This is a genomic window from Arthrobacter sp. AK01, from assembly GCF_021109375.1.
GTDB lineage: Bacteria > Actinomycetota > Actinomycetes > Actinomycetales > Micrococcaceae > Arthrobacter.
Genome location: NZ_JAJOHP010000044.1, coordinates 25,044 through 40,885, shown reverse-complemented (window position 1 = coordinate 40,885; position 15,842 = coordinate 25,044). Strand labels below are relative to the sequence as shown.

Here is a 15,842-nt window from a genome sequence, read left to right as displayed (position 1 = left end):
GTGGTGGGGGTGCCGAGGACGGCCCAGGGATCGTGCTGGTCGGTGGGGCGGGCGGCACGCCACCCGGGCGCGGTGAAGGCGTCGCCGATGCCGGTGACCCCGCCGGGCAGGGACAACACCTGGGTGGTGTTGGCACCGGCGAGGGTCGGCACGGGCGCTGCGGTGTCCCACCACAACTGTGCGCCGTCCACGGTGGCGAGTTCACCGAGCGCGTCGACGTGGAGCCGATGCCTGGACACCTCTCCCCCGTCCCGGTCCCGCCCGATGACGCCGGTGAGGTAGCCGGTGGGGCCCCAGGCGTATTCGGTCCAGGACCCGCCCGGGTTGATCACCCGCACCCGCCGACCCAACCCGTCATACACGTACTCAGTCCGGGCCCCGTCAGGTTCCGTGACAGTGTCAGGTTCCGTGACAGTTAGGAGCTGCCCTGCGGCGTCGTACTCAAAGGTGCGGGCCCCGGTGGGGGTGGTTTCGCGGAGCAGCCGCCCACCGGCGTCGTACTCCCACCCCACCACCGAACCGGACGCCTCCGAGTCAGTCACGGTGGTGGTGGCGGCGGAGATCATTTGCCCGGCGGTGTCGTACCCGTACCGGGTCACGGCCCCGTTCCGGGCCAGACCGGTAATCCGGCCGCCGTCCTCACGGCCGATCAGGGTCACATCAGCAGCACCCGCAGGGTTGGTGCCGTTGTCGGCGGTGGTGCGGGTGTGCTCTGCAAGGTTCCCGTCCCGATACACCCACTCCTGGGCGTAGTTCCCGGCCGTCGCGGAGGTGATCCGCCCGGAGGGGTCGTGGGTGAAGGCCGCGTCCCCGAGCAACGGGTTGGAGACCTTCACGACCCGGCCCGCGGCGTCGCGGGTATAGCGGGTGGTGGTGCCGGTGGGGTCGGTGAAGCCGGTCCGGCTCCCGTCGGCGTCGTACTCCCATGACAGCGTCCCGTTCCCGGTCCCGTTGGACTTTCGGGTGAGGAGGCCGCGGCGGTCAAAGCACAGTTCGTGCTCCACCGCGTACCCCGCCCCACCGGTGTGGTCCGTGATGACCACCCTGCGGCCGGGAAGGTCACGTTCGATGGCGGCGATCAGGGCACCGTCCACCGACGTGGACGCTTCCCGGCCCGCGGCGTCGTAGCTCCAGGTGGTGGTGTGCCCGTCCGGGTCCGTCTGCGAGAGTTGCCGGCCGGCCGGGTCATACGTGGCGGTGGTGACACGGCCGAGCGGGTCCGTGACACTAGCGACTTGGTCCGTGGCCGTGTAGGTGCGGGTCGTGACCCCACCGGTGGGGTCGGTGATGCGGGTGAGGCGGCCGCGGGTGTCGTACTCGAACCGGGTCCTGCCCCCTACCCCGTTGATGGTCCCGGTCAGTTCCCCGGCGGTGTTGTATTCGAAGCGGCGGGTCCCGTACCAGGAATCCTGGGCGAAGCTCAGCCGCCCGACCTTGTCGTACCCGTACCGGGCCGTCCCCTCCCCCGGGGTATGCCTCGCGGTCAACCGGCCACACGCGTCGTAGGCGAAGGTTTCGATCTCCCCGGTGGGCAGTCTCCTCGCGGTGAGGCGCTGGTCCGGGTCGTAGGACAGTTCCGTGACCGCCCCGACCGGGTCAAAACTGCGGAACGGGCGGCCGCAGTGGTCGTATTCGAACCGGGTCACCGCCCCCGTCGGGGAGGTGATCGAGGTGATCTTCCCCGCAGCGTCGCGGCCCAGGACCGTCAACCCGCCCTCACCATCGACCAACTCGACCGGGTTCCCCGCCGCGTCATAAGAGACCAGCTCCGCGGACCCGTCCGCGGCTTCCGTCTTGGTGGGGCGGCCGTACTCATCAAAACTGTAGGTATTCGTGGCGAACGCGTCGGTCAGGGACGCGGTGCCGCTGGTCCGGTCGGTGACGGCTCCGGTGCGGACACCGGTCGGATCCACGACGGCGGTGAGGGCGCCGACTGTGTCGTACTCCCGCACCCAGTCATGCCCGCCCGGGTCCGTGATCCCCACGAGCCGGGAGAGGTTGTCGTGGGTGAACCCCCACGACGCCCCGTCCGGCAACACCGCCGCGGTGAGGTTCCCGAGCTCATCAACCACCCGCTCGATACTGCGCCCGAGCGGGTCGGTGGTGCGGAACAGTTCCCCGTTGGGGGCGTACTCGAACACCGTCCTTCCCCCGTCAGGGGCAACCATTGCGGTGGTCCGGCCCGCGGTGTCGTGCTCAAAAGCCCACACCGCCCCATCCGGGTCCACCCGACGTGTCAGCACCCCGGCAGCGTCGTAACTGAACCGGGTCTCAGCCCCCGACGGGCTCAACGCCGTGACCGGACGGCCCGCCCGGTCCCGCACAATCCTCGCGGTGTCACCTGCGGCGTTGGACGTTCCGGTCAGGTCCCCGAACTCGTCGTACTCAAAACCGATAGTGACCCCGACCGGGTCCGTGACCTGGGTCAGGAGCCCGTCCCGCCATACCAGCTCGGTCCGGCCACCCAACGGGTCCACCACCACGGACGGGTCCCGGGAGACCTCATCGGCGTACTCATACGTCACGGTCGCACCGGACGCGGTGACCAGGGTGGTGATGCGGTCCTGCTCGTCCCACCCATACGTCAGGTCTGCGCCTTCCGGGGTCACGGTCCGGATCTTCCGGCCGCGGGCGTCGTAACCGTGGACCGTGACAGCACCGTCACGCTCGGTCAAAGACACCAGATTCGAATGCCCGTCATAAGACATGGACTGGCGCCGGTCCTCCGCATCCAACACCCCCACCAGGCGGCCCTTGCCATCGGCGACCCAGGAGTTGGACCGGGACCCGTCCTCATCGGAGACCACAGTGACCCGGCCCGGTAAGTACGCGAACCTCGTCCGCCGCCCATGCTGCGTGACCTGCATGATGACACGGCCGGCCTCGTCATACGTGTTTTCGGCTTCCACCACACCCGCGGCCGAGACCACCGAACCGATCAGGCCCTGCTCGTTCCACCGATACACCCTCGTACCGGTCTCCGTGCCCACACTGGTCAGCCGGCCCTCGGCGTCGTAACCGTACTCAACCCGGCGCCCATCCGATGAACGGACCACCCCGACAACACCGTCAACGTAATCGATCTCCACGAACCGGCCCCGCACATGCACCAACCGGTCAACCACACCCGGCCCACCGCCGTCGACCGCTGCCTCCGCATCCGGCGAAGCCGCTGCTTCGCGGTGGGCGGAGATGGTCCGGCCGGGCCCTGCCCCGGTCCCGAGCCACACCCCGGCAGTGGTGTAAGCCCACCAACCGCCCTGGTTATCGGTCACGACCAACACCTCAGTAACACCTGTAGGGACCGAGGTCAGCTCCGCCAGGAACGGTGTGCCGGCATCTTCGCGGGTGAGCCAGTAGTTCTCCCCGACGGCGCGGGCCCAGCCGGCCCCTTCGCGGGGGAAGTCCACCGCCCGGCCGTCGGCCATCACCCAACGGCAGCCCTCATCGGACATAACCAGGTGCTGGTCCAGGACCGAGGCCCAGCCCGGACCAAACACCCCAACAGTGTCCAGGCCCGAGCCGAGGGAGTTATACATCCTTGTGACCGCCAGGTCCGCGGCCGCCCCGGCGAACCCGAGATCGGTTTCGGGTTCAATGAAGTTCCCCGTGGCCGTGTTCACCGGATCGTTCGCGTACCCGGACGAGGGCATCGCCCCGGCCGCGGTGGGCGGGTCAATGACCAACCCGGTCCGGGTCCCCGAAACCCCGGCCGCGGCCAGTGCCTCGTTCACCGCCGCGTCCGAGAGGGTCGAAACCGCGCCCTCGCTGCCGGCGGCAGCGAACGCGTCCGCGACCACCACAGCCCACGCCGCGTCCGCCTCGTTAGCCGCCAGATACTGCCGGAACGCGGTCACCACACCCGCGGCGTCGATCCGGCCCCACCCGCACCGGTCCGCGAACGAAGACAACTCCGACTCCAAAGACCCCGGCACCGACGCAACACCCTCATCCAGGCCACGCGAACCAGCCGCGAAAGTCCGCAACGACTCCGGACGGGCCGAGGAGACCCCGCCCCCAAACCCGCCACCCGGGCCAGGGGTCTCCCGCGACCCCGACACCGGAGACTCCGAAGGGAACGACGGCGCACTGCCGGGCTCCATATTCGGACGGGCCTCCTCACCCCAAAGGTTGTCACCAAACTGCTCGAGCCAGTTGCGGTTGTTATGCCGCCGCACCCACTCGTTGTTCTCCCGGCGCCGGTCATCCTCTTCCCGCGCCTCGGAAATCATGGTCCCCACATACCCGGCCACCGTCCGTAACGCCGCGGCCAGGGACTCCGCATCCCGGGACGCCGTAGCCGCGTTCGCCGCGAACACCTCCGAGAAATGCCCCCGGAAATCCTCCCCCGCCCCGGTCACCAACGGCGTCCGCGACCCCGAATGCTCCTGGACCCGCGACGCTGCGGACTCAAAAGCACCCTTCACCGACTCGGCAACCCCATACACAAACCGGCCATCATCGGAATCCGGCAACAACGGCATCTCAACGAACTCGGTCACAACCACAGCCCCCCACAGCACAAGAACGCGAACAAAACCAACAACCCACACAAACCCGGCACCACAAGACCACCAGCACCACAACCACAAGAGCCGGTGCAACAACAACACAGCGCAACGGCCGGGCAACCACACCACGCATCAGCGCGGCACGATCACCCGGCCCCCACACTCACACCAAAAAAAGAATCAGGCCCCGCCACCAGCAGAGAAAATATCCTGCGAAATCTTCTGCAACTGACCCCGCAACTGCTCCAACTCCTCCCGCGCCTTATCCAACGCAGCCTTTGTCTCCGGCCACGTCGAACCACGGAACTCAGCAGCCAACGGACCATCCCACACATTCGGATCCGACAACACACGACCCTGCGCATCCAACGCCGAAATCTGATCCGTAAACCCACCAGTAATAATCGACTGCACCTGACCAATTGCAGCCTTGGCTTGCTCAGTAGACAACACACGCGACATAGAACTTTCCTCCCAATAAGAACAATCGCAACACCCAAGCCAAACAAACCCAGGCGACCAGACGCCCCCTAAACTACCAACACCACCCAATAAATCCAACAAACAGAGAAATAACTATTGCTTCGTATTTCCGGCTGTGACCTGCGGGATCCTTGCGAGGCAGGATTAGTCCATTCGTGAGCGCAACCCCGTATGATACTCAAGGCACCGTGAACGAATGAGGGGACGATCCATGCCCAGGCAGGCTAGTTTTAACCAGCACCACCCGGGGCGTCGCATCCCCCCGGGCCGCGCTCTCGGCATCGCCTTGGTCGCCCTGGGATTGATCGCGACGACGTCCTGCACCCAGACTCCCGAGCCGGAGCCAGTAACCAACCCCGTCAAGCTCCTTCAGAGCGTGCGCGTGGGCTTGTCCCCTGCCGCCGGAGTCCAGACGATCGAAGGCACCACCATTTCCGTATCCGCTGCGGGTGACTCGTCCGCGGAAAACACCACGTACGACACCGCCAAGGTAGTGGGCGAACTCCCGGTGCGCGTGAGCCTGCAGTACCGCGCCGGGGAAAAGTCGGGCTCCGACCTCGCTGACCTTAAGGGCCACACCGGGCCGGTGGAGATCAACCTGACTCTCGAGAACCTCACGGTCAAACCCCAGAACATCCAGTACGACGCCGCCGGCCAGGCCCGCTCCGACACCGCTTTGGTAGGCGCCCCGCTGACAATCGCCGCGTCGACCAAACTACCCGGCATCCGGGCGGACGACGTAACACCTGGCTCAGCCGACGGCGTCACAGGTACCAACGGAGTCCTGAGCAGTACCGAAGACGGCGCCACAGTTGTCCAATGGGCCACGGTCCTGGCTCCCCCACGTTCCGGAGCGAGCACGACGCTGCGTCTCGCCGCAGACGTGAAGGACTTCCAGGTTCCCGAATTCGACGTCGCTGTTCAGCCTGGCCTCAATACGGACCTCAGTGCCAACGGAGTGCTCTCCAGCGCCTTCTCGTCCGGGACAGGTTCGGAAATGGAGCTGCAGCGCCGCACAATCTCGCTGGTATCGGACGTCAACACGGTCCTGGCCAAGGCCGGGTCCACCATCACCGAGGTTCGCCGGAACCTGCAGGCAACGTCACAGACCCTCGGCGCCAAGACAGCCGGTGAACTGCGCGATAACTCCCAGGCACTGGCTGCGACCATGTCGGACCTGAAGCAGCAACTGAAGGTTCTGGGCACTGATCTGGAGTCTTCAACCACCGCCACCCAATCCACCACCATGTCCCAGTTGAAGCTGACGGTCTCCGCCGTGGACTCGATGCTGGGCGACACTTCCGCCACACCCCCGGTCGCTCCCATCACTGGTGACGGTTGCACCGCGGAGGTTGCCAAAGCGGCGCCGGCGGCCACCGTGTACTCCAGCGTCCTCACGATGTCCTCACAGCTGGATGCCTACGCGAAAGTCAGCGCAAGCTGCCGGGACACCGTTGCCGGCGCCCTCGAAGCCACAATGGGACCCGAAAACCCGTCCGCTGCCGAATGCGCTGAGCAGGGTTCCATGACCTGCTCTCTTTATGGTTCGGCCGTAACGGTTACCGGAGCGCTTCTGGGTCTGGTGCAAAAGGGCGACGAACTCGTCTCCGGTCTCCAGCCGCAGGTCGTCGAAGGCGCGATCAAAGACCAGTCGACTTCCGCCGTCGCACTTGAAAAAGTGCGCACCGACCTCGGTGCGATGCTTGACGGCTCTGGAACGTCCGAGGATTACAGCAAGGCACTGGCTGCACTGGACACGGCCATCAAGTCCGCCGCCGACTCTGCAGCCGCGACGCGGAAAGCAGCCACTGCAGCTCAGACCAGCGTTGACGCCCTCCGGCAGAAACTGCTCGCAATCGCCACCAATGCCAAGGCAGCCAAGGGCGAACTCGGTCAGGGAACCTGGCTGAACGGCTCCATGCTGCAGCAGAACCAGAAGGTGGCGGACGAGCTGTGCAAGCTCTCCGATGACAGCCTCATCCCCGGCAAGGGCAAGCTGTCCGCGAAGGACGTTGAGCGGCTGCGTTCCTATTTGACGTCAGTGCCGTGCGAACCGACTGATGAGGACGGCAACCCCTCACCTGCGCTGAATCCGCCGCCTGGCTTCAAGGAGCCTTTGGACGTACGGCTTGAAGGCCAGTCAACTGCCTGGGACGAGGTCCTTGCAGCCACCGACACCACCGCTGCCGACCAGGCAATCGGCCAGGCGTTCTCGGCACTGGAGACCACCTTCGACGACGCCGATACCAAACTGGAAGCCATCAAGGCGGCCGCCAAGACGCTCGACGGCGCCGCAACAGGAAACGTCAATGGCACCAAACGGGGACTTGAGGCGCTGGATGCTGCACTCGCTGGCGCGATTGACTCATCCGGCACCGTGACGACCGCACTCGCGAAGTTGAAGGAGCAGCAGGACGGACTTGGCGAAAAGATCAAGGAATCCCTCCGCGACGTTTCCGCCGAAACCGCTGCCGAGGTCTACAAAACCGTAGGCGAACAAGTGCGTCAGGTTGCCGACATCGGCGATGCCAGCTCTGAAGCCGTGACAACAGCCTTCAACCGGTCCATTTCCGGCCTGAAGTCCACCTCGGACGACGTTGTGAAGGACGCCGAGGGTACGGTCAACAAACAGCGCGACGAACTCCTGGGTCAGAGCGGTGACCTCACAGCCGCCCTGTCCAAGAGCACACAGTCCTCGCTGGAGAACATTGCGTCCAGCACGTCCGGCTCCACCCGCGACGTCGAAGGCGCCAGCGCCCTTCTCGCCTCCAGCCTTAACAAAGTGATGCTGGACCTTGGTGACCGCGCGGTCAACGGCTCGGGCTTGCTTGGCTCCATGGCCACCAGCGCGGCTAAAGCGGACACAGCGGACTTCCAACTGGCGTTGGCCACGCAGAACGCTGAAGGCTACGCCAACATCCGATCCCGCGATGTTGCAGGACTTCTCCTGCGCCAGGCCCAGTTCAAGGCCTCGCTCACCGCGGTGGATGAATTGCCGCCGTTCAAACTCGAGGTACCTGCAGGTGCGACGTCACAGACGCTCTACACACTGAAGATCGGCGGCACCGCGTGAACCCCCGCAACCGTCTCTTCGTCCTGATCGCTGCGGGAGCCGCCGTAGTGATTGCTGCTGCTGTGGTCCTGACCATGACCCTGAACCGCCCCACGGGAGCTCCCCGGCCCGATCCTGTGGCCGCAACAGTTCCTGTCGCCCTGAAGGCTGACGGCCTCCCGGCGGACTTTTCGATCGGCGTCGTCATGACGTTCGGCCAGTCCGGGGAGCCCGGTACCGAATACAACCGTGCAGCACAGGGTGCTGTAGTGGCGGCACAGCGTTTCGCCCAAGGCGGGGCGTCAGTCGCCCTCCCAACCCAGAATGACCAAGGCACCGAAGACGGGGCCCGTTCTGCCGTCGGTGCTCTTTCCGAGCAAGGTGTGTCCGGCATCGTCGTGGCAAGCACCGGACCTCAGGCCCTGGCGGCTGCGAAGGCCGCTGAGGAGCGGGGTCTCCCCGTCATCCTGCCCTACGTGGAAGCTTCGGAACCAGCTCAAACCACATGGTCCACGGGGCATACGGCAGCCTCTGTCCAGGCCGCCCTGGGCACCGCTCTTGCCGGCAAGAGCCGCGTGCTGCTGGTCAACGACGGCGGCCAGGTCCCGGCATCCGTCACCCCCGCTGACACACTGACGCTGGATGGCTTCTCCGACGTGTCCGGATTGGCCCAGGAAGCCGCCATCCGTACTGGCGACCAGCTTCGTCCGCCGTCCAAGGATGCGCCGGCTGACGCTGAAGGCACCCGGATTGCCAACCCCGCAGACGCTGTTGTGGTGTCGGCGGCAACCCCGCAGCGCCTGGCGCGGCTGGTCCAAGCCCTCCAGTCACGCGACGTGTCCGTTCCGCTGGTACTTCCCGACGGCGCCACCACGCCCGCGTTCGCGTCCTCGCTTTCGGAGTTGGACGGCACTGCTTCAGGACAGCTGGTCAGCATTGCGCCGGCAAGCGGCGACGCTGTCGCGCTCCAGCAGGACGCCCAAGGTCGGGGAATGTCCGCATTCCTCGCCGGCATTAGGTTGGCCGGCGGAAACCCGGAGATCAAGAACCTGACCGACGATATCCCGTTCTCGGCGGACGCCTGGGCCGCGGACGCACGCAGCCATGACGCCGTGGTGGCCTTGGTCCGGGCAGCTGCCCTCGCCGGGAGCAACGATCCAGCGAAGGTCGGAGCATCGCTTCGCACCATGTCCTTCGGACCCGGGGAGGGCCTCGCGGGACCATCGCTGGACTTCTCGCAATCCCAGGCACTGACCGCTGATGCGATCCCCGTCTTCGCGTCACCTCAGGACCTCGGTCTTCGTCCGGCAGACGAGAACGCGCCACGGCTTGTCTGGGTACCGGCGCCAGCCAGCCCCTAATCAATCTTTCTGTCCCCACGCCTGAGGGGAACAGTTCCACTACAGGAGGAGCGCCCGGTGCGTGTGCTGATCGACCTGGACGATCGTCGTTTCGAATGCGAGGTTGCCCATGCTGCGCCCGCCACCACGTTGTCCGACTTAGTGGAGGCCGCCGGTGGACCCCGTGTTGCCCCTGAAGAACCTGTGTTCGTCAACGAAACAGAGGTTCGTGGCGCCACGCCATTGTCTGAGTTGATCTTGCTGGAAGGCAGCCGCATTTCACGCGCGCCGTGGCCCGCCCCGCACCGCGTCCGTGGTTGGAGCCTCACACTGGCCGGCGGTCAGCGAACGGGTGGTGTGGTGGACGTTCCGCAAGGCCGCGACATGCTCATCGGCAGGTCCCCCCACGCCGATCTAAGCCTCCCGACTGAAAGCGCGTCTTGGGATCACTTCCGCCTTCGCCGCGAAGAGGAGGGTCTCCGCGTGGTGGATGGCGGTTCCACCAACGGCACCTTGGTCAACGGGGAACCTGTGGGCGAGGACGGGGTTTTGGTCACTCAAACGGCCACCATCACGGCGGGTGGCACGGTCCTTCTCCTCCGCCCTGCCTTGGACGAGACCCCCGCTCCCGCGCCAGGCAGCCTGCACAACCTGACCCCGGCAGCCACTGCTCCCTTTAACAGGCCGCCGCGTCCCGGCCGTGCACCGGCCGGAGATCCGCTGGTCCCGCCGAGCCGCAAGGACGTCCCGCCGGCCAACAAGTTCAGTTACATCACAGTGCTGGCGCCGCTGGTCATGGCCGTTGCGATGGTGATGATCCTGAGGGACATGCGCTTCGCGATGTTCGCCATGCTCAGTCCGGTGATGGCGGTGGGCATGTGGTTCGAGCAAAAGCGCCGTCATGCCCGCGGCCTTAAGGAAGAGGCAGAGCGCTTCGATGGAGCGCTCAAGGAGTTTGAGCAACAGATCCGCACGGCGGCCGAGGTGGAGACCGCCCGCCGACACAAGATGGTCCCGGATCCCGCTACGGTTGTCCGCCGTCCGGCGCTTCCGGCGACATCACTGTGGCAGCGCCGTGCGGACTCTGATGACTTCCTGGCCCTGCACGCGGGCACGGGTGACGTGCCCTGGAAACCTGAAGTTGACCGTGCTGCGGGCTCGCGCCCGGACGAGAAAGTCAAGGAAACCCTCACGGCAGCCCGTCTCCTGGCAGCTCCCGTACTGGTGGACCTGACCGACGCCGGGGTGGTAGGCATTGTGGGCTCACGGGAGGGGGCCTTGGCGCTGGCCCGGTCCTTGGTAGCCCAGGCTGCGGTGCATGTTGGTCCAGCAGATCTGACGATCGGCGTTTTCTGCGACGCCGGCCGGGCCGATGAATGGGAATGGGCCTCCTGGCTCCCCCACACACGCCAAACCGGCAGCAGCACGGGCGACCGCTGGATGTCCGCGCATCGTGAGACCAGCCTGGCCATGCTGCGCATGCTGAAGGACTCCGTGGAGGAATTGCCCACCCCAGCGCTCATGGTGGTCCTCGATTCCGACGTACTGACAGAGGGCAGGGACGCCCCTGCACGCGCCTTGCTGGGTATGGGGCGTTCCGTTCCCGGTGGCCACGTCAACCCGCAGCAGCGCCCACCACGCGTGGCGGGCATCGTCATAGCGACGTCAGAGGAACAACTGCCTGCGTCCTGCACCACCATCATCAGGGTTGGGACGGATGCTGCAGCCACCGTTGACCAGCCTGAGGACCTGACCCGTGTGGAGGACGTCATCCTGGCAGGCCTCGACCAGGAAGAGGCCCTGCGCTGCGCCACACGGTTGGCACACTTCGACGATCCTGAGCTCAGCGTTCCCGGGGCCTCCTTGCCCGCTTTGGTGCGGATGCCCGGCCTGCTTGGCTACGAGCGCCCCGACGCGGCCACGATCCGCCGGATGTGGCAGGCCCCCACCGGCGTTTCCACACCTATAGGTACCGGCGAAAACGGGCCACTCACCCTGGACTTGGTCAAGGACGGTCCGCACGGGCTGGTGGGCGGCACCACCGGCTCCGGAAAGTCTGAATTCCTGCGCTCCCTCGTAGCCGGCCTCGCTGCCCGCAACGATCCGACCCGTTTGAACTTCATTCTGGTGGACTTCAAGGGGGGTGCTGCCTTCAAGGCCTGTGAACGCCTGCCGCACACCATCGGAACCATCTCCAACCTGGACGAACAGTTGGCAGACCGCGCCCTGATCGCTTTGGAAGCAGAGATGGAGCGACGCCAGCGGATTTTCGCCGAGGCAGGCGAGGGCATCGACAACCTCAACGCCTATTTGGCAACGAACCCGGCCGAGCCGATGCCACGCTTGCTCCTGGTGGTGGATGAGTTCGCCATGCTGGCCAAGGATTTCCCGGACGTGCTCACAGCCCTCGTCAGCATTGGCGCCGTGGGCCGCACCTTGGGAGTGCACATGATCCTGGCGACGCAGCGCCCGGCAGGTGTGGTGAGCGACGACATTCTCGCCAACACCAACCTGCGCGTGGCGCTGCGCGTCCAGAGCCGCGACGACTCCAACAACGTTATTGGCGTCCCAGCTGCCTCGGCCATCGGCAGGGCCCAGATGGGCCGCGCCTTTGTGAAGCTCGGCCAGGACGACATCACGCCCGTCCAGACCGCGCTGGTCACCGGACAGGCACAGCTCGACGGCGGTCCCGCCGTCGATGTTCGCGACATCCGGCAGTTCGGTGTCCCCGTCCCCGCGCCTGTACTTCCACGGTCCGCGGCAGTGGACGAGAACGATCTGGATCTCCTGATTGACGCCGTCGTCGATGCCAATGCTGAGGCCGGCTACGCCCCTCCGCGGCAGGTCTGGCCGGAGGCGTTGGGCGAGCGGGTGGAGCTGGACGGTTTCTTGGCAGAGGGATCTCCGATGGGTGCGTCCACCCCAGGGCTACCGACAGTGGGCCGCGTCCATGGGTCCACCGTCCTGGTGACCCTGCTGGACGAGCCTGACTTGCAGCGTCAGTCTGCCGCCGGATGGGACATGACCGTGGGCAACTTGATGCTGATGGGCGTGGCGGGCTCAGGTACGAGCACAACCCTGGCATCCATCGCGCTGACGCTTGCGAAGAATTCAGATCCGGCCGACCTGGATCTGATGATTCTGGATATGGGTTCCGGTGACCTTGAGATGCTCAAACGCCTGCCACACACTGTGGCATATGTAGGAACCGGGGCCGGTGCCAAGGAGCAACAAGCACGTTTCCTGCGGCACCTGAATACCGAACTGGAAAGTCGCAGGGCAGCACCGGGCACGCATCGGCGCACTGTGGTCCTGATTGACGGCCTGGCATCACTGCGCGATGAATTCCAGGACTTCGAAGGGCAGCAACTCCTGGGACTGCTGTACCGCGCATACGCCGACGGCCCGGCGCTTGGCCTGTCCTTCGCCGTGACCACCACCCGCGCCAAAGCGGTTCCGTCTGTGATGAATGAAGTAACGCTCCAGAAGTGGCTTTTCCGGCTCGCCGATAACTACGACTACTCCTCGCTGGGCGTGCGGGCCAAGAATGTCCCCGCGGCCCTCCCCGGGCGCTGCGTGGACCCTCGGACCTCCCTGCAAATGCACGTTGCCACACCCGGAATCGGGTTGGAGGCCGCTGTGGATCGCGTCCGGCAGAGCTGGGCAGATGCACCGGCGAAGACTACGGCGATCCGGAGCCTGCCCACCAACGTCACCATGGCGGATCTGGGCGTGAAGCCACAACTGGAGACCGAGCCATGGCATATCCCCGTGGGAATCCGCGAAACAGACCTCTCACCGGCCTTCCTGGAAATCTATGAGGGCGAGCACGCCCTGATTGCCGGGCCGGCCCGTTCCGGTAAGTCCACCGTGCTGTTGGCCCTGGCCGAGGCTGTCCGGGGCGTAGCCACTTCCCGCGGTCCGGCCCAGGTCTGGGGCATCTGCGACCGCCGCTCACCGTTGGCCACCGCTGATCTGGACCGGATAGCGGTAGGGACGGACGAGGTGCCTGCATTGTTGGCCTCGCTGCGGATCGAGCGCGGCCCGGTGTTTCTCTTGATCGATGACGCCGAACGCTTCGAGGATACCGATCAGTCCATTGCGGGGATCGTGGCCTCCGGGCCGCCGGGACTCTGCATTATTGCCTCCGGCCGGGCCGCTGACCTCCGTGGACTGTACAGTCACTGGACCAAGTCCATCCGAAAGTCCCGTCTGGGCGTGGTGCTCCAGCCCGACGTCAATTACGACGGCGAACTGCTGGGTGCCACGCTTCCGCGGAAAGCGCCCGTGGCGCTGACCGCCGGACGCGGATACCTCGGTGTGGGCGGACAGATGTCACTGATCCAGTCCCTGAGCCCCGGGAGCTGAACCGAAGGCAGGCGCATCGCAGTGGTCCGCTGGGGGCCTTGGGGGAAAACAGATCGATAGCTTTGGAGAGTACGGACATGCAATTGGCACAGACGGGGCAGGCGCTCGGAGCGTCTTACCGCTTCGGTGAACGGGTGGGCTCTGGCGCTGTTGGCGAAGTCTGGACCGTCACGTCCACCGATGGCCGCACCCTGGCGGCCAAAGTGCTGCGCCCGGAGCATGCCGATGATCCCTCCTTGGTAGAGCGGTTCGTCCGCGAGCGGTCCGTGCTGCTGGGTCTGCAGGATTCCCACATCGTCACGGTGCGCGACATGGTGGTGGAGGGTGCACGGCTGGCCATCGTCATGGACTACATCGCGGGCGGCTCGCTGCGCGACGTCGTCAAGGTTGAAGGCCCGTTGCCGTCCGAAGACGCCGTGAAAGTTGCCGCCGAAATCTTCGATGCCCTCGCGTTTGCCCACTCACGGGGCGTGACGCACCGCGACATCAAGCCGGACAATGTGCTCCTCGCCCGCCCCTGGTCCGAGTGTGAAAGCGGCGACGTACGCGTGTCCGACTTCGGCATTTCCGACGTCGTGGGCGAGAAAATCCGCCAGACGACAGGCCTGATCGGCACTCCTCAGTACATGCCACCCGAACTCATCAGCCAGGGGCGGTCAGGCCCCGCCGGAGATGTCTATTCCACAGGCGTCCTGCTGTACGAACTCCTTGCCGGGCGCACTCCCTTCGCCGGTCCGGGCACGGACTTCAGCGTGGCTTACCGCCATGTCTCTTCGCGCCCGCCCCGTATTCCGGTGGACGATGCCTTGTGGGGCGTCCTGGATCGGCTGTTGTCCAAAGACCCCGACCAGCGACCCACGGCCGGTGAGGCTGCGTCGACGCTCCGACGCCTGGCGCCCGGGTTTGCGGGCAAGGCCGCTCTTCTCCGGGGGACAGCGCCTGAAGAGTTCGACGACGTCGAACGTCCCGCTACCGTCGTCCGCGGCGCCTTTACCGATGACGAACTTGCAGCCTTCGCAGCGGCCCCACCTGCCGGCGTCGATGCTGTGGCTCCGGACCTGGGGCAGGCCGGCAGCGCTACGATTGCCCGCCCCATGCCGCGCCGTGAAGTCCGCCCACAGGCGGAGGAACGGGCAAAGGAAAAAGACGCGCCCCCGTTCTGGCGGACCCGCAAAGCGCTTCTCCTTGCCGGTGGCGCGGTCTTACTGATCGTGGCCATGGTGGTGGGCTTCGTTCTCCTGTCCCCCGCCGGCCCGCAGGCAGCTCCCACTCCGCCTGGACAACAGTTGTCGGCGCAGTTGCAGGACCCTGCCCTGCCGACCGGGCTCACCATTTCACGAAGCGCCACGTATGAACCTTCCTCCGGTCGGGTCCGTTTAACGGTGTCCTACTCGGCGCAGAAAGCGCCGTTGTCCGGTGAATTCCTTGAGGTCATCCCCGGACTTGCCGATGGCGATGCCTGCCCGGCTGTGACGTGGGATGGTGGCACAGTGAGCCGTAACCAGGCTTCCATCACCGGTTTGGACGTTGCCTGCGGCTGGAAGATGTCCGGTGTGGAGATCCCCGCCGGAGGATCCGTGCAGCTGACCGCCAAGGTGCCGGTGGCGCCCGCGGACCAGGAGGCAATGGATGCCTGGCTCCGCAGGGGGTCGGCCGCGACCACGGCCGCCACGCAGAACCCCGCCGTCAAAGGCACGGCCTACCCGGTACAACGGCTCAAGGGTGTGGAGGTCCGCACGCCTGCCCGCGTTGTCACGCCCAGCCCCCTGAAAATAACGCTGGTTCCGGTGTGGGCGGGCGGTGCCGATGAACTCAATCCGCTCTACGTGAGCCCGGCTTCAGGTAAGCCATCGCAAATGCTCGCGGCGGTGACCGGTGGTGAAAAGGGAGTGCGGTTCGCCGACGGTTGTGGCGGTGCTTTGGCAGTGGACAGCTCAGGACTCACCGTCACCGCTCTGCAGATCACGCCGCAGTGCACGGTCCGGGCCAGCGTGGGAAACTTCACCGAACTCCAGTCCGTTCCCTTCGGCATCACGTCCCGGGAGAACTCGGGCGAGTAGCCCTCCCACCGCCGAGGAGTTAGATCTC

Annotated in this window: 6 protein-coding genes; 4 read left to right on the top strand and 2 right to left on the bottom strand. The window is 66.0% G+C overall.

Annotation, left to right across the window (positions count from 1 at the left end; all coding sequences use genetic code 11):
- On the bottom strand, positions 1–4,502 hold a 4,502-nt coding region (locus tag LN996_RS15625; protein WP_231341278.1), incomplete at its 3' end, for a DUF6531 domain-containing protein.
- Between the two features lie 189 nt (positions 4,503–4,691).
- Entirely contained in the window at positions 4,692–4,973 is a 282-nt protein-coding gene (locus LN996_RS15620) for a pyrophosphorylase (RefSeq protein ID WP_144653423.1), read from the bottom strand.
- Positions 4,974–5,205: 232 nt separating this feature from the next.
- Here LN996_RS15620 and LN996_RS15615 point away from each other — a divergent pair, with 232 nt between their 5' ends.
- From LN996_RS15615 to LN996_RS15600, 4 genes are all read left to right on the top strand, one after another.
- Positions 5,206–8,067: a hypothetical protein gene (locus LN996_RS15615; RefSeq protein WP_231341277.1), complete on the top strand. Its 2,862-nt coding sequence runs from the start codon at positions 5,206–5,208 to the stop codon at positions 8,065–8,067.
- A complete protein-coding gene (locus LN996_RS15610; protein WP_231341276.1) occupies positions 8,064–9,407 on the top strand; it encodes a hypothetical protein in 1,344 nt (447 codons plus the stop codon). Before LN996_RS15615 ends, LN996_RS15610 begins: the two co-directional genes overlap by 4 nt.
- A 57-nt stretch (positions 9,408–9,464) precedes the next feature.
- Positions 9,465–13,754, top strand: a complete 4,290-nt coding sequence (locus LN996_RS15605) for an FtsK/SpoIIIE domain-containing protein (protein ID WP_231341275.1) — start codon at positions 9,465–9,467, stop codon at positions 13,752–13,754.
- Between the two features lie 77 nt (positions 13,755–13,831).
- Entirely contained in the window at positions 13,832–15,814 is a 1,983-nt protein-coding gene (locus LN996_RS15600; protein ID WP_231341274.1) for a serine/threonine-protein kinase, read from the top strand.
- The last annotated feature ends 28 nt before the right edge of the window (positions 15,815–15,842 follow it).